This window comes from Tamlana sp. s12, assembly GCF_016767215.1.
In the GTDB taxonomy this organism is placed as follows: Bacteria; Bacteroidota; Bacteroidia; order Flavobacteriales; family Flavobacteriaceae; genus Pseudotamlana; species Pseudotamlana agarivorans.
Window position 1 is genome coordinate 1,223,724 of sequence record NZ_CP068547.1, and the last position, 18,957, is coordinate 1,242,680.

Below are 18,957 nucleotides of genomic sequence, written 5' to 3' on the forward strand. Positions count from 1 at the left end.
TTCAAGGAATCGAGTTGCCTCGCTTTCGCTATGGCCACCATAGATGAGCTTCTATTATAGAAAAATATGTATAAGGATTGCTCCTTGAAATTATTTAGACAAAGCAAACATATATATTTTTTCTATACAAAATGCGATTGCACACATAAAAAAAACAACTATATACTTATGTGTAAATAGTTGTTTTTAAATATATTAATAAGTAAATATATGAAAGAGCAAATGTTTAATTGCTATCTATAATTTCAAATATTTTACCATCCCTATCCGATTTAGCTACTATATAACTTTTGCGAATCGCTCCAAAACCATTTTCTGCACGATAAATCATTTTTACTTCAACATATTCTTTTCTTATAATGAAGCCAGTTTCAACATGTTTAAAACTGTCCGGATTATGCAGGTTTTTTTTAGTGTACTCTACTAAGCTAGGAAGAGATCCATCCCAATTACTTAATTTCGATTTAAACATCTCATTTGTTAGACCTGACATTTGAATCCTAGCGTATTCGGAAGGTTTTAATTTTTGCATTTGCTCTCTTTCTTTACGCCTAGTCTCTTTTATTTCAATCTCTTTTAAAACTTCAGCAAGACAAATACTATCTAACTCTTTAGTTCTAACTTTTGGGTTAACACCTCTTTTTTTTCTAGAAGGAAGAAACTTAAAAGAAAGATATTCTATTTTATCAATACTATCATTTTTACTTGCCAGTATTGAATCTTTTAAGAACATTTTTAATGCCTTTTCATAAGTTAAATAGCTAAGTTTTTCAGGAAGTGAAAATTCTTCAGTAAATACAGAATCTCTTTGTTTTTTTTTAAATATTATAGTGTCTTTTTTTGAATCTACATTACAAGACATAAAAAATAATATCATTAGAAAGTACATTGTTTTTCTCATTTCTTTTTAGGCTTTAGTAAGTAAATATAAAAAAACCCGCACAAAGTACAGGTTTAGGTTAATAATTAGTTTTTGCTTAAGCCTTTTAACTTTTTAAGAAAGAAATACATTTTTTCACGTTCTTTTTGGTTGTTAGCACCATGAGAATGCAAATAAGCTTCTAGTAATTCGGTAGTAAGCTCGTTAATTTCCTCGCTAGTGAAAAATGAAAAAAAATCGTTTGCCCAAGAATTGAATTGGTTGGTATTCATTATAATAAAGATTTAATAGTTCCGGGGCTTACTATTAGCTTTAATTACTTTTTAGAGAGATTATTGTACAGCTCTTGCATTTGCTCTTTTACAGCTTGTGTGTAACCGAAATGCATACGTTTAATAATATTATTTAAATGACCAAATATGATGCGATTGTGTATAGGATGGCTTGCTTTTTTAATTTTTGCATTGTTAACTTGGCGCGTTTTCATATCTACAAAACGGTGTTTTTGTAAATGAGAATAAGTTAATGTGGTTTGGTTTACAGCAAAATTACGATCGCTAAAAAACTCTGGTGAAGTAAAGCCTCGACTACTCATTAAACTGCTTTGCGCTTTATCTATTTCTTGAGCCTCTTCCTGCAACTGCTTTTGTATGAAAAGGTTTTTTAAAATATCGTCGTTTACCTTGGTTCTGTTATTCAGTAAATTCATCTTTTAACTGTAATTTATTGGCACGCCATAAAACCTCTAGTTTTGCCGAAACAGATAAACGGTGCCGTAAGTCGTAAGCGTAACGCTTATCTATATTTAACTCGTTTCTTGCAACTTTATTTTTTAGTATTAACTCTAGCGCTTCGTTTATTTGTTGTTCTGACATGTTTATTAATTTAGTCGTAAAATTTACGGCTTTTTAATTAACTATCAAAATTAAATTCTATACTCCAACCATTACATTCGGCTTTTCCCCAGACAGGCTTTATGGTTATACTATTTGCATTTAGTTGTTTCATGTATAAACAACCTGCTGCAGTATAATTTAATTTATCATCGATCATCTTTTCTTTAATAGCTACGGCCGTTAATAAAGTTTCTTGCATAATATCTAAAAACTCATCATGAGAGATATCGCTATAATTGGTTTTATATAACACCAACATAAGCGTTTGAGACTGGAACTGTAAGTTATCCAAATTTGTCCCCGTTGGATTAAAGTCTGGTATTACGGTGAATAGTAGCTGATTATCTAAACGCGACCTGTCTTGTAAAAAGTTTACCATTTGGGTGTCATCTACAATAACTTTATCGAAATTAATAGCAGGAATAAAATCTTTTAACCTGGTACTGTATCCTCTTAAAAAATTAATATCTATCATTTTTGTTGTGCTTTTTGTTTTGCTTCGGATTCTGCCTTTTTACTACGCGCCAAATGGTCCTTATGTGATTTATACATATCGTAAAGCTTAATAAGAATTTCCCATAAATTGGTGTTTCTTACATCTTTGTTTGTACCGAAAACACCCGATTCGGAAATTTGATATTCTATACTCTTGAATCCAATGCTTTCTAAATCACTAGATGCTTTTTCGGGGTCGTCGTTGCCAAATAATTTACCTATTTTAATTTGCTCTCCATTTAAGGTTATTTCGGCTGTAGTTAAATATTTATGAAAACTGCTAAAAAACAAGTAGAAACCATATACATACCCTTCTGGTAATACTTTTAATTTTTTAGCTCTCTTTTCTAAAAAAGTATCGTTATACCTTATTCTACGATCACCATTGTAATTTGGTAATGTTTTCCTAATAAAATGAAAGGGCTTAGTTTTTCGGTAAAAAACTGCCATTAATAAATATAAAAGCTCGGTATCTTTTGTTTTTTCGTACTCGAAAAAAAAATTTAAACCGTCGATATACTCACCAAAGGTTATGTTCTTAAAGGCGTTTGAAGGACCATAATAAGTGCACCATGTTGGCGCAATTTTTGGCAATGGATTATGTATAAAGTTTTGCTTTATTATTTTAGGGTCGTTAGGGTTATCGTTATCTATAGGTTCAAAAAATGACTCAATAAGCACCGATAGTAATGCAATGTTTTCGTTTTTAGTGACTTCATCTTCCTTACATAAGTTTTTGGTTAATTTTAAATTCAACAACTTATATAAAGCCAAACTTTTAAAGGCATCGAAATTTATTTCCTTCTCATTATATTTAAACATGAGGCTGCTTACTTCAATATACTGCCTAGTATCACACTCACTTAAATCTTCGGGTAGATACATGTTTAAATTTCGTTCTGGAAACTCTAAAGTATTCATGCTGCCTTTAATTTTAGGTTATTGGTTAGTATAATACCTGAAGCTTGCATGCGTTCGCCAAATTGCAACCTTACATTTTTTACTATAGTTTCACGATCTTTAAATTTGGTAGGAATGTATTGAGAGCGTCCACCTACTTTGTATTCCTCTAATAAGTATTGACGAATATCACGAATTAAAGTACCTGTATCATGACTTTTTTTAATTACAGCATCTTGTAATTTTTCGTTCACTTCTTTGATAATAGCTTTAGGGAAAAAATAAAACCAGACTTTTAAAATTAATTTTTTCATGTGTTTATTTATTTGATTCTTTGATTAATATTTTTTAGTAAATCAATAGCGAGCCCTTTGTTTATAGGGTATCGCTTATTTGATTGGGTTTTGACTCTACATGCTTACAAATCCGTCATCATCGTCGAATGCGAAATTTGGATTAGTAGGGCATAGGGAATCAATATCGGTTTGGGTTGGTGGTGAAACGATGGTTTGAAGCTCTGTTAAAACTTCACGCGCTCGTTTTTCTAACTCTTGAGCTGCTAATTCGGTTTCTAATTTTTCACTGGGCTTACGACCTTGAGTAGTCATACGTTCTGTAACAAAACTTTGCAATATGCCTTGAGGAAATAATGTTATTCTTAATACACGCATGCCCCATGCTAAAGCCGAATATATTGAGGCTTCTTTCAATAGTTCTAACAGATCCTTTTCGTCATCGTTGAATAGACCTCCCGTTTGCAGTCTCGTTTTAAAATCGGAATTAACAGCTGGAGTGATTATAGGAATGATGTGCTTTTTTTCAGCCCGACGGAATCCAGGTAATAATCGTAAAAATAAAAGCCTTGATTCGATAGGGTAAACATCTTCAAAATCGGATGTTTTTCTAACATAATATTTTTGGGTGGCTTTATATTCTTCGCTTGCCATCCATGTTGCACTAAACTCATCAAGGTAATCTAACATATTATCCAGGGCTTTATAATAACGGCGCTCTTGGGCTTCGTTATCGCGGTCTATCATCCACTCGAAAGGCACTTTATTATGCTCGTCTACTCTTATTTTTCGGCCATTATTTCCATGTACAACATCAGAAGAAATGGCAAAATGACGATACCCATCCAAAGCAATAGGATAGCGAACAGATTTAATAAGCTCGGCTTCATCGTCTGCGATGGTAGCCTGTCGGTATACGTTATAAATTTCCTCATAGGCATCTTTACCTATAAGTTTAATAACTTCCTTAGTTGCTTCCTCAATTTCTGGTTGAATGTTTGTGAAGGCTATGTTTTTATCAATGTTCCCTAATAAAGCATGTAGCTCTAAATCGGGATTCTCTCCTGGTTTTCCGAATAATAGTTTCATAACTTACAATTGTGGATTACGTTCTTTTGGTGTTGTGTCTTCCATTTTTTTGGTTCCTAAATGATAAAAGCCAAGCTTTAATTTTTTATTAGGGAAGTTTACTTTAATCGCATAGTTAATAGCTTTCAAAGCAATCATTTCTGGTATATCAACACTGGTTGCTAAATAGCCGTTTAGTGCTTGATATTGTTCGCTTCCACTATCGCTTTTCCCTTGCTGACCTACGTTTGCTAAGGCGCTATGTACACCAAGTGAACCGGTTAAAACATGGTCGGCACGCTCAGACACTTTTATTTGAGCTTCAATAAAATCTTTTACATTTTGATCAATCTTTTCAATTTTCCATCCATGTTCTAGTAAATTAGTGCCATCAACTTCTAGTTTTAAAGTGGTGTGTAAAAACTTACCAACGTTTTCGGCTCCAGATAGCACGCTAGTAATTTTCTGTAGGTATTTTTTTTGATACTCCAACAACATACTGTCTTGGTAGTTCTCACCTTTTAAAGTACATGCATCTTTTATTTTAGATTCGGCAACATCCCAAAAGTATTGAGGCGATTGTATGTGGTATTTTAAATTAATGGAGTTTTCGCTTAATGCTTTAAATATTAACGGCACTGCTGTACTTTGTTTAATCCACTCTAACGCTCCATAGATTTCTGGTATAGAATAATATTCAGTACAAAAGGTGTACATATTAGAATAGAATACTGCGTTTTTATGAGCAAAAGGTTTAAGCGGATCAAACTTATAATAAGCCTTAGATTTTAGAATAGAATCTACATTTTTAAAAGCCCAATCGGTAATAATAATGTGCGATGGATCTTTAATATCCTTATCTGTAATGTGAGATGCTAGGCGTGCCGTATCAGGCAACACATGTTCTAATTTGGCAATACCTTTATTGCTGCCGTCTCTATTACCACGTCTTAAGTAAAACTTAGTGAATACTCCTTTAAGGTAATTGAAATCAACCACACACCTTAAACAATAATCTTCGTAATCCCAAGAGTCAAGCCAAGCCTGTATTTCTTTATCTTCTTGCCACTCATATACAAGCTCACCATCTTTAAAGGTTTCTTTGTATAACTTAGGACCTTTACCCCATAGCATATTTGCCTGCTTGTTTAATGATCCAGGGGCTAAATGATTGTTAAGTACAACATCTTTAATTATGGTTGGTAAGTTGTTAGCATCACCATAAGGATGGATAATGTATTCACCAACAAAGTATCTTTGATGGTCCCACTCTAAACTATCCTTCGTTCCTCTGTACAGTTCAAAGTCTCTAGGGTTATTGGTTACTTCATAAGAGAAGGCAATATTATCTGCATGAACTATAGCGTTCTTACCAGTGAATTCAATTTCCATGTTTAAGTAGCTTTCCGTTAAACTTCATTATTAATGGTAAATGAACATGCTTAGGTTCATTTGTTGTTAAATCCGTATATGATAACAAACTATAAGCCTCTGTTTTACGTGCAGGGCGAAGCAAAGCCTTTGTTACTACAACCAAACCTTTACTTGCTTGCTTTTGATTGTTTAACGATATGTACTCCATACTAAATGGAATACCGTTATCGGATAGGTGTCTCATTTGTTTAATGACTTGATAGGTTACCATATTGATTTAATTAGTTACAATACTATCTATTCGTTAACTAATCTGTTAAGACATGGTACACCCGACACTATTGGTTGGTTGTATGCTTTGTTGTGTGCTATATGTATGAAATAAGGAGCAGCCAAGCCGTTGAGGGCTTAAAATCATATTTCCACAGTTTTAAAGGCGTGCATTTGCATATACGATTTTCAGCGGGACGGGGAGAGTAGTTTTATTTCAAGTCCAAAAACCTATGTTTAGTAGGTTTTTAGATTGAAAGTCAACATTTTATTGCAGGAAATATTTTAAAACTGTAATAATTTAAGAGCTTTTAATCTTAAATAATCACTTATTTAGAAAGGGTTTAAATATATAAAAATCAACAGTTTATGCGTTATTTTGTTCTTTAAAAAGTCGTTTATTTTGCGACTTTTTCGTATATTAGAGTATTCTTAATAACATAATATTTAAAATCATGAGTACACAAACAAAGGCGAGAGCCACAGAAAAAAAAGCCGTAAACCTTTCAACTGTTAAAAACAGCGAGCAACCCGAAAAAACAAAAACAACGGCAAACGATTTATTGAACCCAACCGCAGAAAGCAGGTTAAAACGTTTAGAAAATTTTCAAATTCTAGCTACTAGGCACCAATTTTTAAATGAAAAAAATGATGCTTTACAAAAGTTCATTGTTTCTAGTGATGGAACTAAAGAGCGTTTTATATTGGAAAATGCACAAGGATTTACTTTTGAAGTATCAAATTCACAAGTTATTGAAAAAGTGCTATATGTTGTAAAATCGGAATTACAACGCATTACCGATGTGAGCGAAAAAGAAGTATTAAGTTTTATTATATAAACCATAAAGCCCTGCATTTTGCGGATGCGGGGCTTTTAATAACATAATTTCATCATGACTAGACGACAAAATCTAAGCAAATATAATGCTTATAAACTATCCAATCAAGTAAAATCCATTCTACATAAAAAAGGATATTCAAGTGTTTTCAATTATTCGGATTATGAGTTTTTTAAAACTCAATGCAAAGATGCTTTTAATAAAGCCGTTTCTATTGCCGATAAATTTATTGAGGAAAACACAACACAAACCAACGATTTTAACGAATACATTTTTTAACTATGGAAAATTTACACCAACAAATTTTTAATTGCAAAAGCCGAGACGAAAGAAAACAACTTTTAAAAAATCTTAGTAAATCGGCGAAACAAATTATTGAAGCCACCAACGAAGGCACTGTAAACAGTGTGTTGTTAGATTGGTATAAAAGCAAAGAGCATCAAGAATTTAATTCCTTTTTAGGATGGAAAAAGAAAGGGTTTGCAGTAAAAAAAGGATCTAAATCTTTTTTTATATGGAGCAAGCCACAAAAGGCATCAAAAGAAAAACCAAACAACGAAGAAAACGAAGAATTTGAGTTTTACGGTATCGCTTATCTTTTTAGCAATGCACAAGTTGAACCTTTAAAAAATTAATATCGCGCGATAGGGGATGAATTTTCTTAGTCGTTCTTTTGAGACTTACCCCTTTAACAAAAACCTGAAAAGAGCACCGTAAAATATGGATTGATTAAGCCGAAAATAAACGAAAATATTTAACACATTAATCCCCAAAGGCGAGTTTTAAAAAATTCGCCCTATCGGGCGGACACTGCTAACACCTGTTAGCTTTTTTTACATCTAACTTAGCGATTACTCTTCCGCATTAAAAACGCTCTTTAATTGGCTCGTAAATACGTCTTCAACTATTTGCCAATTCCAGATTGCGAAATTCTCCAATCAATATACTTAGCTCTTTCTTCATCATTATCACCAACCACTTCGGTAGCATCATTTATTATAACATTTGCAAAATGCTTTGTCATATCTCTAAGATATTGCACCATTTCAATATCAGAAACATTTCCTGTTTTTATATCAACCTTAATTTCTTCATCCGGCATGATAACAATAGTAGCTTTTCTCATAGCTTTTTTAGATGGTTGCAACGGGGTTTTACTTTTCTGACTGGGATGTTTACGGTTTCGTTTTTCTAACATAATTATTTAAATTAAATTCATGATTCTACTAAACAATACTAGGCGCAGTCATTCCGGTATTAACCTTTCTGTCTGCTGTTTTAACCCAATTTGTACGATATATTAAATACTTAAAAGCATCACTAAAATTTGTAGAATATAAAGGCCTAAGGTGTAGCGCTAAACTTTCGCTACTCTTATCCTTATGGATACTCATACTACCAGTACGCGTATTTTTACGGATTTTAGTTTTAGTAAGTTCTAAGCTGCTTTTAAGCTCTTTACATTGATATTTGTCAATTTTAAGTTTAGGCAGTTCTTTGTAGTATTCGCCCATAAACTTTTTAGCAAAATTGTATTCCTCTTCTTGATAAATAACCGACTGATTACGGCTCATTAAATTAACAACCCAACCAGTACTTTTGCCATCATGTTTAATAATATGATCTTTTAACTCGTTAGCCCAATCTCTCTTTACCTTTTGGTATTGATTTCCCGACCTATCGTAATACATATTTAAAACCTTCGCGCCTTTATGATGATGCTCGAAAAAATCTAGAAACTTTTTAGCCAATTCCTTACTGCTTTCGGGAGCAAGGGTATAAAAGTTTTTTAAGCAATAATAAAAATTACCTCGTTCTTGCCCCACAACCATACTACACATATCGCCAAAATCTACACCACAATCTAAAGGCTTATTATGTTGCACATATTTAAGTCCAAGCGATACACTTTTAAATTCCTCGCCAATAGCGTATTTTTCGTAATACTTATCAATAACCCCATCATCATAAAAATGATGCTCACCTAAATTCATATAGAATTTTTCACCCTTTTTAATTTGGGCTTTAAAGCTTAAAACCGCAGTTTTAAATTCCTCTATACCTAATGCTTTTAAAGCATCAGAAAAGTAACCAGGTGTTAAAATATCGACATTAGACAAACTAGAAACCACATAGAAAAAAGTAGAATCTTTTCTAGCACGAATCCAATTAGCCTTCCAACGAACCATAGCCTTTTTTTGTCGCTCCAACTCGTTGTGATCTCTAAATTTTAAGGCCCTAAAATATTTCTTCTTAATATCGTTTAAAACCAAACCGCACTGCAAAGCCAGTTTAATTTGTTCGACATCCATGTTTTCAGATTGATTTAATATCCAATCATGGTCACCATCGGCAACATTAGGCATATCGGTAGTACACGTCATCCCTCTAAAGTAAGGGGAGTGCCCAAAGTGAACAAAATCACCACGCATGGCAGGAAACAACTTTTTAAGTTTCTCAAAATCTGTGTTTCTCGCTTCATCAACAAAAATATGTTGGTAGGAGTTTCCCGCCAATCCTGTAGGCTGCGATAAGGAGCCTAAGTTGTAAAAACAACCATTCCACATGCTAATAGTATGCTTATAAGTTTGAGGCGGCTTATATGGTTTTTCAAAATTAGACGGTGGCCGTTCATCAATCACATAATGCACACCTTCACGCAAGCCTTTTCTTTGGCTCCACCCCTCGATTAAAGTTGGTACAATATTACGCAATGCATTATCGTAAGTATCGGCAACAAAAGCCGAATAACTTCGAGGCATATCGTACATGATATCAATACTTCTATCGGCTATAATATCCGATGTTTTAGCACCACCACGTCCTAAAACCAAAAACAAGTTTTTAGGGCCAATTAAATCGATAGTCTGTTTAATCCAACTAGCATAACGGCCTTCTACATTTTCATTTTCAAGACTTACGTGGGTCTTCGTGCTCATCTGGGAATAATTTTAATGGTAAAACATTAGCCTCCTGCTTAAGCCTTATAATTTCTTTTTCGCTCATTTCAGGCAAGGCTTCAATTTGCTTAGCCAATTCTCTACGGTCAATTTTTGGAAGACCTAAAAACTCGGCATCAACACTATACATTTTAAACGGCTGTGTGTAAGCTGCATCATCAACCTCTACAGGGTCGGGGAGATCTAACTGCAATATTTTAGAAGTTTCAACCAATATTTTATTAGCTGTGGCAATATCAGAGGTCGTTTTCGCCATTTGAATAGCTGCAATGTAATTTTTACGCATATCTTGGGCTAGAATATTACGCCACGCATCCTTACTTACCTGCTTATCGCAATAAAAATACTCTAGAGCATCGTTATAAATATTATTAGCCTGGTAACGGCTTAAGCCTTCCACCTTAATAAGGTGTTTCATTATAGCCTCCTTATGCCCAAACTCATCAATACGGTTATACATCCCCCTAACTTTATCTAGTAATTCTAAATATTTAGGGATGGCCGGATCGGTAACTTCGTTACTTTCAATTTTTCCAGAACTCACGTATTCGTGAATTATACTAATATTGATATCTTCAATCTTCAGCCCCATAAAACACTTGCTTTTTTATATTTTCAACTCTGTTTTCTTCGGCTATTTTAAAATGAATTTGAGCCGATGTGATGTTGCCTTTTTTAGCATTCTCTAGTTGTTTCTGGTTTATTTCAAACTGCGCCACAAGCTCACCACGATCGTAATGGTATCTTACCAAAGATGTTTTATCATACCAGAGTTCTAAAAAGGCCTTTTTATCTACACTTAAGTATTTTGCAATGCGCTCTGGCGAATAATTAACCGCCGATAGGTCTTCGATTTGCTCATACTCTTCTTGAGAGAATTTTAATTTAGTTACTAAATCCATTCCTAAACCGCTTTTATAGCGCCACCTTCGGCAATATGCCTAACATGACTATTGGTAAATAATTCCTTTCTAAAATCAAATAACCCCTTACTATTCGCAAAAGTGTATTGCTCGTAATAGGCGTTTTCTGCCCAGTTACCCGAACCTTCAATAATAAAATGATCACTTTTTGTTTCCATTAAGCACACCTTAGCATGCACCCAAGCGAATAAAATATTCACATTCGGGCGACTGTTGGACACGCTACACAAATTATCAATCGTTTTGGGGTTTCTTTTAATCATACTATCGCTTATTAGCAACGTTATTTCATCTATTAACCCATTATCATGCATTTCTATTAAAGCATCTATTACACGCGACGAAATGGAGTAGGTGCAGGCGTATAAATGCAATATGCTAGTATGTTTTAAAACAAAAGGGATAAAGGTGAAAGCATTAAACGATGTGTCGCTTTGCAGGAAAAAAAATTCCTCTTTACTAGGAAGCCTGTTTAAATCTTTATCTAACCGACGTATTTTTTCATAATGAGACAATAAATATTTAGACTCAAATGATTCGCTCATTTTAGTCTGTAAAACTTTTTCTTTGGTTTTAGAAATGTCAAAAAAGTTATTCATTTACAATGGGGTGTAATTTTTCTATTAAACCAAACTCTTCTTTTTTAAGCTCCAAGGCATTCGCAAACTTTTCTTTTTTATCCTCGCTTATGGTTTTTAGTTTTTTAGTGTCTCTATAGATATAATTTCTAAGTAAATTATAGCGTTTAACCGCCGATGCTTCACGCATTTTTTTAATCTTTTGAGTTAATTTTAAAACCCTAAAAACAGGATGAATTCCTAATACTTGGTTCGTGTCCTGGTAAAAGTTGAATTCGTCATAAATAAGCTGATTTTCGTTAAAACTCGCTAAAGCTTCATGTGCTGTTTTATAAGTGGTTGTTAAGTCGGGTAATTCCTTTTTAATGCTGCCATCGGCATTATAATAAGCGTTTTGTAAGGCATTAAAGCGCTCAACATAGTTATCTAAAGCGATCTTTTTTTGAGCATACAACTCTTTATATTCGCGAGGACAATCCGTTTCATATAGAAACGGAAATTGCTCGCGTAAAGAGATATAGGCTCTACCTACTTTTTTTCAGCTTCAGGAGTTTCGTTTTCTGCAACCCCTAAATCGTCACCATCATTATCATTTGTTTCGCCAAAAATGTGGTTTTTAGCCGCTTTAACAATGTTTTCCTGCTCTTCCTTAGTTGTATCTGTATTTGTAAAAATATCGGCAACAATAGCCGGTTCTAAAGCTTGGCCACTAGCTAATACTTTCAAACAAGCATCATACGCTTTTTCTTTTTCGGTAGCTTTGCGCTGTAAGTCGCTTTCTTCGTCGCTTTCCTCTTCGGCTTGCTCTGTTTTTTCTTTAACAAATTCCGCGATAGCTTTATCTAAATCTTTATTTTTTCCTCCAAAAACAAAAATGCCATGTTCGGCACAAAATGCCTTACGTTCTTTATTTCCCGCAGCACCTTTTGTCCATTTAGGAATTTCAAAAACAGCACTTTTTAACGTTTCAGAAATTGGAGCATCAATTTTCTTTGCCGCTAAATCCGAAGGTTTAATTTCAAACGCTTGTTCTAAATCATAAAGCAATTCTTTTAAACGCTGTGGAGAATATCCTGCTGTATTATGAAAACGTATAATACCAGGGTTAGGCGTGTTAGCTTGCATGTAAAATTGTAACGCTAGGTTATACTTTTGTTGCGGAGTGTTTTTTGTTGACCTTAAAAAGTCGATTACTTGGTTTCTCATGAGAATACATTTTTAAGTTTTACTATAGTAGTTGTAAATATGACGACCTTTTATCTTTTATTTTAAGACATGAAAAAGCCTAACAAGGATTCCCCTGTTAGGCTTGATAAACAACTAACTAAATAAACACAAACTAATGTCTAGATTCTTCTATTAGATAAACGGTAGTACCGTCGTTAAATACTTTTAAGTTAATAACAGCATCATCTAAAGCTGTCCATGTTGTACCATTAGACAGTACAATAGTTGCAGCTGTACCAGCACCATTAGCTAAAGTTAAAGCACCAGCGCCACCGCCACCAATTAAGGTAACAACTTCGCCATGTTCTAAATCGATACTAGCAACATCGATACTTGCTGTAACGGCAGTACTTGGTAATTTATAAATATTACCATCGGCTACTAATAAATCAAGGTTTTCATCGGCAGGAGTTGCATAACCGGTAAAGGTTAATGCTCCCGTATAATAACCAGGCACATATTCCACTGGGTTTGGTTGCTCAAAACTAATAGTATGCTTCGTTCCTTCTTTATTACTAGTAAAACTAGGATTTAATTTTAAAGGAGAACATTGGGTCCCGTAAACATTCATGGTGTTATCTCGGCAATTTTCCTCAAACACAATTACAGGACGTCCTAACCAGTTTTGTATAAACTCTCTAATCTCTAAAGTTTCGCCTGGATGCTCGCCTTTAAACATTTGTTTAAACACTTTACCATCTTCTGGTCCTTCACTTTCAAAACTAGCTTCAATAGTTTCTGGTGTCATGTAAATACGAATCATGTTAGCATTGGCTTTAAGCACGTAACTACCCGTAACATTTACACCCTTGCTATCGCGCCCTGGATAACTTAATATATCGTCGGCATCAACAATAGCAACATTTGGTTTCTTGGCCTTATAAGCACCAGGGGAAGTTCCCCCGGTAGCTCTAGGCACACTTAATTTTATGTATGACATAATTTTAAATTTTACAGATTAATAGATTAAGCGATCGTTCTTGCCGTTTCTGTCCAAACGCCATCAACTAAAGCCAGAGTAATATTATCGGCACCATTGGCAAGAATTGCACCCGCAGACAAGGCAATATTTCCAGCCACATTAGCTAAGGTTAACGCACCATTAGCACCACCGTTAATCACAATAACCTTATCGGCTACACCTCCAGAAATACTAGCTAAAGTAGCAGCACCACCAGTGTAAGCAAACGAGTTACCGTTATTCACATCTAAAGCAGTAGTATCAAACTCTATAGTTCCAGATGGTAAGGTAGCAGGAGCAGCAGTACGACTAATTTCTGTAACCGAACCATCGGCCGCAGCAACTAAAGTTAAAGTTCCACCAGATTTTAAGTTAAAGGCAGTACCACCGGCTAAACTAATTTTAGCACCATTCGCTACGGTAGTTGCAGCACTTAAAGCCACATTTCCTTTAACACGAATAATTTGTCCTTCGTAAGTATTTGTAAACTCGGTAATACTTGTTGCCCAAGCATCATCTACAACCACATTACTATATTTTACACTCACTTTTCCTGTAGTATCGTCGTAAACCGGCACAAAGAAATCTGATTTAAACAATGGCGCATCATTACTCCAAATTGTTTGTACTTTAAACGCATCAGGATCGGTAGGTAAAACAGTAGTTCCAATATGAATTAAACGAATACCTAATTTGTAATCGGCAAAAATGTAAAGAATACGTTTAAGCATTTCAAAGTGGTACTTGCTTTTTTCTGCAGGAATGTTTTCTAGAATTTCAATGTTATCATCAAAAGTGATAAACATACAATCTAAACCAGATAAATCCACTAAAGGTTCAAACTCAATATTGTTATAATCTTTAGGATTTACAGGATACCCTTTGTAATCGTTGTAGGTACCGTGTAACTGCTCATATCTACGTTTGTAGGCTTTTAACCATTCTTTAGAAAGGTATAATTTTAAACCTTGTTGGTAACGCACATCGTCAGGTAAACGTTCGATAAGCGTATCTACATAATCAACAATATTCGCTGTTGTAGGTGTACCTAAAACAAAAGGCTTTAGCTTTCCTGTAATATTAATCGCTTTCCAAATTTGGTATAATAAACCATCTTGACGGTTAATATAACCTCCTGCAACTGTAGCATCGTCTGGTGTTTTTACATAAACCCCTTTAATAGACGAAACTCTATCTTCAACACGTGCTTTTTTGTCTAATTCCGACACTAAAAACATTACAAAGCTCATTTTATAAGCTTGCGAACCTTCTTTATTATAAGAGTTTAACCAAGAAGATTCCATTTTTTGAAGGTTGTACCCTATAAATTCGGCATCAATTTGAACTGGGAAAATTCTACCTTCTTCAGCTTCAATTTTTTGCTTGTTTTTAGGTAACCATGGTAATTTTCTAGCTTGAGTAATTTCAGCCGAAACAATAGTACCATCACTAACCTTATCATCAACCTTTAGTTTTTTAGGCCAAAATGAAGGAAGACCAAAGTTATCACGGTGTAATGACTTAATTTTCTCAGGATTCTCACGATAGTATAGCTCTAAATCGCCATTAAGTTTTTCAACTTGTACTTTATCGCTAAAATCGGTAGCATGAGTAGTCATACCCGCAGCACGTTGGTTCCATGGGCGACCATCAAACGCATCGTACGATTTGTTACTAGCAAATAAATGTGTTGCAGAGTGCATAATTTTTGAGGCTTGTTTTCCTGCTTCGATAATAGCCGCAGGAACATCTCCTTCAGCATCGGCAGACAATTGTTTTATTTGATCACGCATACCTTTAATTTCATTACTTAACTCGGTGTTAACAGCCTTTAATTGCTCCGACAGTGTAATGTTTTCGGACGCGCTAGGGCTTAGTAACTTTTCTTTTTCTTCGGCACCTAAAGAGGTTTGATCTAACAAAGCTTTTAACTCTTGTTGTGCCGCAGCAAGAGCTGTTTGTTTTCCTGCCTCAGCATCGGCTGCCGCAGCAATTTCATTGTTAATTTTACCTAAAATAGTTTCTAGGTTAAAATTTTCGCCAAGTGCTTCTTGCACTTGCTGTTTTTCTTGGTCGCTTAAATCTAGCGCATTGTCCTTAATTGGCACTTCCTCGGCTTTCCAACCTAATAAAGACCCCATGTAAGCAAGCGTAGTGGCAAACAATTTGGATTTGAATCTCATAACTTCACGTTTTTTTTAATTAATAATAATTTATAATTGAGTTTTTAACTCCGCATACATATGAGCCATGCGCAAGGCATCGGCAAAACTTCCAATAGCATCAATCATCCCTAAGCTTAATGCTTTTTCGGCATCAAACGTAGCTCCGGTAAGCACGCCATCTTCTTCAATTAAATTAGGGCGACCCGCACGCACAGCTGCTTGAAACTTTTTAGCCATGGGAGATAAATGTTCGTTTTTAATTTTTTCGTAATCACCATCTAAAGCCATTTTAAAAACACGGTTTTTATCTTTAGATTCATCTGGGTAGATTTCATGAAATGTATAGCCCTTTTCTTCCCAATGTTTTTTAGCATCAACAAACTGAGAAACAACACCAATACTTCCAAAGCGTGCCGATATATTATTGTCGGCCATAATGTAATCGCAAACACCTACAGCTGCCCAATAGTGAAGCGACATCGCAGCATCACATAACCCAATAACTGGTTTTGTTTTAGTGGCTGCAAATTGCAATAAGGGACCAATAGCACTTACAGCGCCTCCTGGTCCATCTATTCTTAGGATAATAGCTTTTATATTAGGGTTAGCATTTGCATAAGCCAATTCGTGAGCCACATCTATAGCACCAGGCGAACACATACCACCGTATTTCATAACCGCGCCAATCATGTCTACCACAGCAACCGAACCCTCTGGAAGATCTACACCACGAGGCACTCTATTGTTGTTAGAATCGTAAAAAGAAATGCAATTATTAGAAACGTTTTCGGTTTGCGCTACGGGCGTACCTTTAAGAAGACTGTCTACTAAGGGAGCTGCACCAGATATCCAATTAACATCTAAAAGCCACTCGCCACGAAGTAAATCGTTTAATACAGGATTGAAATTCATGATAATTCTATTTATCAGCGAATATGCAAAGCCCTGGTATATTTGTTTAAGACATGTTTTTTAAGGGTTAACAAAGGTTTTTCATTATTTAATCTTGAAAACCGTGAAATCGTAGCCTATTGTTATACGCTTTTCACTGTCGTAACCCACATTTAAAATGTTCCCTTTTTTATTTTGAAAACCTAATTTAGCAGAAAACAAAGGTTTATCCATCGCAATGGTATTACTAACACCCACACCCGCTAACAATCTAAATTTAACAGGCTTTATTAGTGCCGGCACTTGTCGTGGTTTTATGGTGTAATTAGGTGTAAGGCTTTGCACTTCACCTCTAACCAAACCATCTAACTCTAGTTTTATATAATCATCTTCAAAAACACTTTTAAACGCATTAATTGAAATCGCGTTTTTATACATTAAAATACGCTTCAAACTATCGTTTTCTTTAGCAAATTTTAATAATATGGTCTCGTTTTCTTTATTTAAAACATTTATATTTTCTAAATGTCCTTTACGCACCACCTCATGTTTAGATAGGTTTTCTTCTAAATCATTTAGCGCATTTTCGGCAGGAATATGCACAGGCTTTTGTGTGGGTAATTCCTTTTTTATTTCTGGAATTTCTACCGTTTTTGGGTCCTCATTATTTCTACAACCTTTAAACCAAAGACATATAAATAATAATATCCAACCTAACCATTTTACAAAATCTGTTTTCATAATATTAAAGCGTATAGTATAGAAATACAATTGATGCCGAAAACCAAATTAGCATGATTATAGCCCATATTTTGTCGTGTCGTGTTTTCATAGTTCTATGCAGTTAATCCAGTTAATTAAGGTATTAGCATACCTTTTTGCATCCATAAATTTTTTAGCTTCAACATTGCTACCAAAAAAAGGCTCTAATATTATGGCTGGAGCTTTTATTTTTTGAACAAAACCAAAACCACGATCTGAATCTTTTCTTAAAGGTTTAGCACCTCTACTAGAGCTGCCGTATTCCATTTTAACGGCTTCACAGAAACCTTTAGCAAACCTTTTGCCCTTTCTAGATGAATAAAAATATAGCGCCTCCACACCTTTAGCTTGTGGTATAGCAGCATTAAAATGAAGTTCCATAACAAGATCGTAATCTACCTTGTTAACACGTTCGGCAAGGTTGGATATTTCCTCTTTATAACCACTAGATTTAATTCTATTGTAGACATCTAACGAATCTCCAAAATAATCCTTTACATAGTTTGCTACACGAGTATTGTAATCAAACTCTGAATCATTTAAATAAAGAGAAAAAGCCCCTTTGTTTATTTTATTATGGCCAATACATATAGCTATTTTCATTTCTCTTCAATTTTATCCAACTTATATTCTGTCTCTTTCTGAAGTAAAAACACTTCCGATTTTAACCCCTCTAACTTCATTTTCTTTAAAGGTATTTTACTCAAGTAAAGTGTATCGCTAACCGTAATTCGGTTAATTGGCTTTTCATTTTTTTTCGGCTCTATATTCTTGCTTATAAAAATTGCAGAGAATATAACCGCTAGGTAAATTAACAGTGATTTCATTTTTTCTCTAGTTTTTCGGCTTTTCTATTAAGCTGTATGCCATTGTACAATAACGTTCTTACTTCCTTTTCGTTTTTTTGTAAATAATCAGAAAAGCTCTTCGCAATACTTTCAGCTTTCTCCTTATAATAAATAACGTCAGCAGAACATCTATCACGATCAGTACGTAAAGTGTTTTCATGAGTTTGCTCTATTTGTGGTATTCGTACTAAATGATCGTGACCTATTACCGAGGCTAATGCTACTATTACTACGCCGTAAAAAAATGTATAGCGCTGTTTTTCGGGCATTTCAGACCATGTTTTTATTTTTTCGAATAGGGGCATATTTATTTAATTTAAAATGGTAATTAACTTTAATAGGGTTAGTAGGTAAGATGGAGCTACAGTAAATGCGATATCCTTACAACTAAACCCCGTAGGCTTTGATTTTACTTTCCAATCGTATATCTCGGTAAAAATTGCTATTACGGTCACGATTTCGGCTGCGTGGTACCATTCAAGCCTTAGATTGCGCGCTAATAATGGAAGTATTGGTGTTAATACTAAAAGGATCTCCACACCGTAATGTATTAGGAATCCGTAAACGGTGTGGTTGGCTTTGTCTTGGGGGATTACTAATAAGGCTTTTAGTTTTTGTATCATGGTT

General features: G+C 34.5%; 28 protein-coding genes. 3 read left to right on the plus strand and 25 right to left on the minus strand.

The genetic code is table 11. The features are described 5' to 3' along the window. Positions 1–226 precede the first annotated feature (226 nt). From JJL45_RS05120 to JJL45_RS05165, 10 genes are all read right to left on the minus strand, one after another. A complete protein-coding gene (locus JJL45_RS05120) occupies positions 227–901 on the minus strand; it encodes a hypothetical protein (RefSeq protein ID WP_068602769.1) in 675 nt (224 codons plus the stop codon). 65 nt (positions 902–966) lie between these two features. Continuing rightward, positions 967–1,152 (minus strand): hypothetical protein, encoded by a 186-nt coding sequence (locus JJL45_RS05125; protein WP_068602768.1) that lies wholly within the window; start codon positions 1,150–1,152, stop codon positions 967–969. A 44-nt stretch (positions 1,153–1,196) separates the two neighbouring features. Continuing rightward, the gene (locus tag JJL45_RS05130; protein ID WP_068602767.1) at positions 1,197–1,589 is read right to left on the minus strand and encodes a hypothetical protein; all 393 of its coding nucleotides are present in this window, start codon (positions 1,587–1,589) and stop codon (positions 1,197–1,199) included. After that, the gene (locus JJL45_RS05135; protein ID WP_068602766.1) at positions 1,573–1,755 is read right to left on the minus strand and encodes a hypothetical protein; all 183 of its coding nucleotides are present in this window, start codon (positions 1,753–1,755) and stop codon (positions 1,573–1,575) included. Before JJL45_RS05135 ends, JJL45_RS05130 begins: the two co-directional genes overlap by 17 nt. A gap of 37 nt (positions 1,756–1,792) precedes the next feature. Next, entirely contained in the window at positions 1,793–2,251 is a 459-nt protein-coding gene (locus tag JJL45_RS05140) for a hypothetical protein (RefSeq protein ID WP_068602765.1), read from the minus strand. After that, positions 2,248–3,192 carry a hypothetical protein gene (locus tag JJL45_RS05145; protein WP_068602764.1) on the minus strand — a complete coding sequence of 315 codons (945 nt, stop codon included), beginning with the start codon at positions 3,190–3,192 and terminating at the stop codon, positions 2,248–2,250. The genes JJL45_RS05140 and JJL45_RS05145 overlap by 4 nt, the downstream gene beginning before the upstream one ends. Further along, positions 3,189–3,485, minus strand: coding sequence for a hypothetical protein (locus tag JJL45_RS05150; RefSeq protein ID WP_068602763.1), 297 nt, complete (start codon positions 3,483–3,485; stop codon positions 3,189–3,191). The genes JJL45_RS05145 and JJL45_RS05150 overlap by 4 nt, the downstream gene beginning before the upstream one ends. A 96-nt stretch (positions 3,486–3,581) precedes the next feature. Then, positions 3,582–4,553 (minus strand): DUF6712 family protein, encoded by a 972-nt coding sequence (locus JJL45_RS05155; RefSeq protein ID WP_068602762.1) that lies wholly within the window; start codon positions 4,551–4,553, stop codon positions 3,582–3,584. 3 nt (positions 4,554–4,556) lie between these two features. Next, positions 4,557–5,924: a hypothetical protein gene (locus JJL45_RS05160; RefSeq protein ID WP_068602761.1), complete on the minus strand. Its 1,368-nt coding sequence runs from the start codon at positions 5,922–5,924 to the stop codon at positions 4,557–4,559. Continuing rightward, positions 5,914–6,150 carry a hypothetical protein gene (locus JJL45_RS05165; protein ID WP_202664342.1) on the minus strand — a complete coding sequence of 79 codons (237 nt, stop codon included), beginning with the start codon at positions 6,148–6,150 and terminating at the stop codon, positions 5,914–5,916. Before JJL45_RS05165 ends, JJL45_RS05160 begins: the two co-directional genes overlap by 11 nt. 481 nt (positions 6,151–6,631) lie before the next feature. On the opposite strand from JJL45_RS05165, the gene JJL45_RS05170 reads away from it, so the two are divergent. Genes JJL45_RS05170 through JJL45_RS05180 form a run of 3 tightly spaced genes read left to right on the plus strand, consistent with a single transcriptional unit; the run spans position 6,632 to position 7,650 of the window. Next, complete coding sequence (locus tag JJL45_RS05170; protein WP_068602759.1) at positions 6,632–7,015, plus strand: hypothetical protein; 384 nt, start codon at positions 6,632–6,634, stop codon at positions 7,013–7,015. Between the two features lie 54 nt (positions 7,016–7,069). Further along, entirely contained in the window at positions 7,070–7,294 is a 225-nt protein-coding gene (locus JJL45_RS05175; RefSeq protein ID WP_068602758.1) for a hypothetical protein, read from the plus strand. A gap of 2 nt (positions 7,295–7,296) precedes the next feature. Further along, a complete protein-coding gene (locus tag JJL45_RS05180) occupies positions 7,297–7,650 on the plus strand; it encodes an ArdC-like ssDNA-binding domain-containing protein (RefSeq protein ID WP_068602757.1) in 354 nt (117 codons plus the stop codon). A gap of 269 nt (positions 7,651–7,919) precedes the next feature. Here JJL45_RS05180 and JJL45_RS05185 read toward each other — a convergent pair whose 3' ends face one another. The 15 genes from JJL45_RS05185 to JJL45_RS05255 all read right to left on the minus strand — a co-directional run bounded on the left by JJL45_RS05185 (position 7,920) and on the right by JJL45_RS05255 (position 18,953). Continuing rightward, positions 7,920–8,213 carry a hypothetical protein gene (locus JJL45_RS05185; RefSeq protein WP_068602756.1) on the minus strand — a complete coding sequence of 98 codons (294 nt, stop codon included), beginning with the start codon at positions 8,211–8,213 and terminating at the stop codon, positions 7,920–7,922. A 28-nt stretch (positions 8,214–8,241) separates the two neighbouring features. After that, a complete protein-coding gene (locus JJL45_RS05190) occupies positions 8,242–9,954 on the minus strand; it encodes a hypothetical protein (RefSeq protein ID WP_068602755.1) in 1,713 nt (570 codons plus the stop codon). Next, entirely contained in the window at positions 9,926–10,567 is a 642-nt protein-coding gene (locus JJL45_RS05195) for a hypothetical protein (protein WP_068602754.1), read from the minus strand. Before JJL45_RS05195 ends, JJL45_RS05190 begins: the two co-directional genes overlap by 29 nt. Next, positions 10,551–10,877: a hypothetical protein gene (locus tag JJL45_RS05200; RefSeq protein WP_068602753.1), complete on the minus strand. Its 327-nt coding sequence runs from the start codon at positions 10,875–10,877 to the stop codon at positions 10,551–10,553. The genes JJL45_RS05195 and JJL45_RS05200 overlap by 17 nt, the downstream gene beginning before the upstream one ends. Before the next feature lie 2 nt (positions 10,878–10,879). Further along, on the minus strand, positions 10,880–11,497 hold the full coding sequence (locus tag JJL45_RS05205) for a hypothetical protein (RefSeq protein ID WP_068602752.1): 618 nt from the start codon (positions 11,495–11,497) through the stop codon (positions 10,880–10,882). After that, a complete protein-coding gene (locus tag JJL45_RS05210) occupies positions 11,490–11,930 on the minus strand; it encodes a hypothetical protein (protein ID WP_068602751.1) in 441 nt (146 codons plus the stop codon). Before JJL45_RS05210 ends, JJL45_RS05205 begins: the two co-directional genes overlap by 8 nt. 74 nt (positions 11,931–12,004) lie before the next feature. Beyond that, positions 12,005–12,682 carry a hypothetical protein gene (locus tag JJL45_RS05215; RefSeq protein WP_068602750.1) on the minus strand — a complete coding sequence of 226 codons (678 nt, stop codon included), beginning with the start codon at positions 12,680–12,682 and terminating at the stop codon, positions 12,005–12,007. A gap of 133 nt (positions 12,683–12,815) precedes the next feature. Next, a complete protein-coding gene (locus JJL45_RS05220; protein ID WP_068602749.1) occupies positions 12,816–13,643 on the minus strand; it encodes a hypothetical protein in 828 nt (275 codons plus the stop codon). A gap of 26 nt (positions 13,644–13,669) precedes the next feature. Next, a complete protein-coding gene (locus tag JJL45_RS05225; protein ID WP_202664343.1) occupies positions 13,670–15,847 on the minus strand; it encodes a hypothetical protein in 2,178 nt (725 codons plus the stop codon). A 30-nt stretch (positions 15,848–15,877) separates the two neighbouring features. Continuing rightward, on the minus strand, positions 15,878–16,741 hold the full coding sequence (locus JJL45_RS05230; protein ID WP_068602747.1) for a S49 family peptidase: 864 nt from the start codon (positions 16,739–16,741) through the stop codon (positions 15,878–15,880). Positions 16,742–16,825: 84 nt separating this feature from the next. Further along, positions 16,826–17,461, minus strand: coding sequence for a hypothetical protein (locus tag JJL45_RS05235; RefSeq protein ID WP_068602746.1), 636 nt, complete (start codon positions 17,459–17,461; stop codon positions 16,826–16,828). A gap of 87 nt (positions 17,462–17,548) precedes the next feature. Continuing rightward, positions 17,549–18,085 carry an N-acetylmuramoyl-L-alanine amidase gene (locus tag JJL45_RS05240; RefSeq protein ID WP_068602745.1) on the minus strand — a complete coding sequence of 179 codons (537 nt, stop codon included), beginning with the start codon at positions 18,083–18,085 and terminating at the stop codon, positions 17,549–17,551. Then, on the minus strand, positions 18,082–18,309 hold the full coding sequence (locus JJL45_RS05245; protein WP_068602744.1) for a hypothetical protein: 228 nt from the start codon (positions 18,307–18,309) through the stop codon (positions 18,082–18,084). The genes JJL45_RS05240 and JJL45_RS05245 overlap by 4 nt, the downstream gene beginning before the upstream one ends. After that, the gene (locus JJL45_RS05250) at positions 18,306–18,635 is read right to left on the minus strand and encodes a hypothetical protein (RefSeq protein ID WP_068602743.1); all 330 of its coding nucleotides are present in this window, start codon (positions 18,633–18,635) and stop codon (positions 18,306–18,308) included. Before JJL45_RS05250 ends, JJL45_RS05245 begins: the two co-directional genes overlap by 4 nt. 6 nt (positions 18,636–18,641) lie before the next feature. After that, on the minus strand, positions 18,642–18,953 hold the full coding sequence (locus tag JJL45_RS05255) for a hypothetical protein (RefSeq protein ID WP_068602742.1): 312 nt from the start codon (positions 18,951–18,953) through the stop codon (positions 18,642–18,644). Between the last annotated feature and the right edge of the window lie 4 nt (positions 18,954–18,957).

Bases quoted from the DNA above. Each gene is read 5' to 3' on its own strand.
- JJL45_RS05140 (WP_068602765.1), bottom strand. From the start codon at position 2,251: ATGATAGATATTAATTTTTTAAGAGGATACAGTACCAGGTTAAAAGAT.
- JJL45_RS05230 (WP_068602747.1), bottom strand. From the start codon at position 16,741: ATGAATTTCAATCCTGTATTAAACGATTTACTTCGTGGCGAGTGGCTT.
- JJL45_RS05190 (WP_068602755.1), bottom strand. From the start codon at position 9,954: ATGAGCACGAAGACCCACGTAAGTCTTGAAAATGAAAATGTAGAAGGC.
- JJL45_RS05205 (WP_068602752.1), bottom strand. From the start codon at position 11,497: ATGAATAACTTTTTTGACATTTCTAAAACCAAAGAAAAAGTTTTACAG.
- JJL45_RS05130 (WP_068602767.1), bottom strand. From the start codon at position 1,589: ATGAATTTACTGAATAACAGAACCAAGGTAAACGACGATATTTTAAAA.
- JJL45_RS05120 (WP_068602769.1), bottom strand. From the start codon at position 901: ATGAGAAAAACAATGTACTTTCTAATGATATTATTTTTTATGTCTTGT.
- JJL45_RS05250 (WP_068602743.1), bottom strand. From the start codon at position 18,635: ATGCCCCTATTCGAAAAAATAAAAACATGGTCTGAAATGCCCGAAAAA.
- JJL45_RS05225 (WP_202664343.1), bottom strand. From the start codon at position 15,847: ATGAGATTCAAATCCAAATTGTTTGCCACTACGCTTGCTTACATGGGG.
- JJL45_RS05200 (WP_068602753.1), bottom strand. From the start codon at position 10,877: ATGGATTTAGTAACTAAATTAAAATTCTCTCAAGAAGAGTATGAGCAA.
- JJL45_RS05150 (WP_068602763.1), bottom strand. From the start codon at position 3,485: ATGAAAAAATTAATTTTAAAAGTCTGGTTTTATTTTTTCCCTAAAGCT.
- JJL45_RS05175 (WP_068602758.1), top strand. From the start codon at position 7,070: ATGACTAGACGACAAAATCTAAGCAAATATAATGCTTATAAACTATCC.
- JJL45_RS05165 (WP_202664342.1), bottom strand. From the start codon at position 6,150: ATGAGACACCTATCCGATAACGGTATTCCATTTAGTATGGAGTACATA.
- JJL45_RS05215 (WP_068602750.1), bottom strand. From the start codon at position 12,682: ATGAGAAACCAAGTAATCGACTTTTTAAGGTCAACAAAAAACACTCCG.
- JJL45_RS05160 (WP_068602761.1), bottom strand. From the start codon at position 5,924: ATGGAAATTGAATTCACTGGTAAGAACGCTATAGTTCATGCAGATAAT.
- JJL45_RS05255 (WP_068602742.1), bottom strand. From the start codon at position 18,953: ATGATACAAAAACTAAAAGCCTTATTAGTAATCCCCCAAGACAAAGCC.
- JJL45_RS05235 (WP_068602746.1), bottom strand. From the start codon at position 17,461: ATGAAAACAGATTTTGTAAAATGGTTAGGTTGGATATTATTATTTATA.
- JJL45_RS05245 (WP_068602744.1), bottom strand. From the start codon at position 18,309: ATGAAATCACTGTTAATTTACCTAGCGGTTATATTCTCTGCAATTTTT.
- JJL45_RS05185 (WP_068602756.1), bottom strand. From the start codon at position 8,213: ATGTTAGAAAAACGAAACCGTAAACATCCCAGTCAGAAAAGTAAAACC.
- JJL45_RS05240 (WP_068602745.1), bottom strand. From the start codon at position 18,085: ATGAAAATAGCTATATGTATTGGCCATAATAAAATAAACAAAGGGGCT.
- JJL45_RS05125 (WP_068602768.1), bottom strand. From the start codon at position 1,152: ATGAATACCAACCAATTCAATTCTTGGGCAAACGATTTTTTTTCATTT.
- JJL45_RS05135 (WP_068602766.1), bottom strand. From the start codon at position 1,755: ATGTCAGAACAACAAATAAACGAAGCGCTAGAGTTAATACTAAAAAAT.
- JJL45_RS05145 (WP_068602764.1), bottom strand. From the start codon at position 3,192: ATGAATACTTTAGAGTTTCCAGAACGAAATTTAAACATGTATCTACCC.
- JJL45_RS05155 (WP_068602762.1), bottom strand. From the start codon at position 4,553: ATGAAACTATTATTCGGAAAACCAGGAGAGAATCCCGATTTAGAGCTA.
- JJL45_RS05195 (WP_068602754.1), bottom strand. From the start codon at position 10,567: ATGGGGCTGAAGATTGAAGATATCAATATTAGTATAATTCACGAATAC.
- JJL45_RS05170 (WP_068602759.1), top strand. From the start codon at position 6,632: ATGAGTACACAAACAAAGGCGAGAGCCACAGAAAAAAAAGCCGTAAAC.
- JJL45_RS05180 (WP_068602757.1), top strand. From the start codon at position 7,297: ATGGAAAATTTACACCAACAAATTTTTAATTGCAAAAGCCGAGACGAA.
- JJL45_RS05220 (WP_068602749.1), bottom strand. From the start codon at position 13,643: ATGTCATACATAAAATTAAGTGTGCCTAGAGCTACCGGGGGAACTTCC.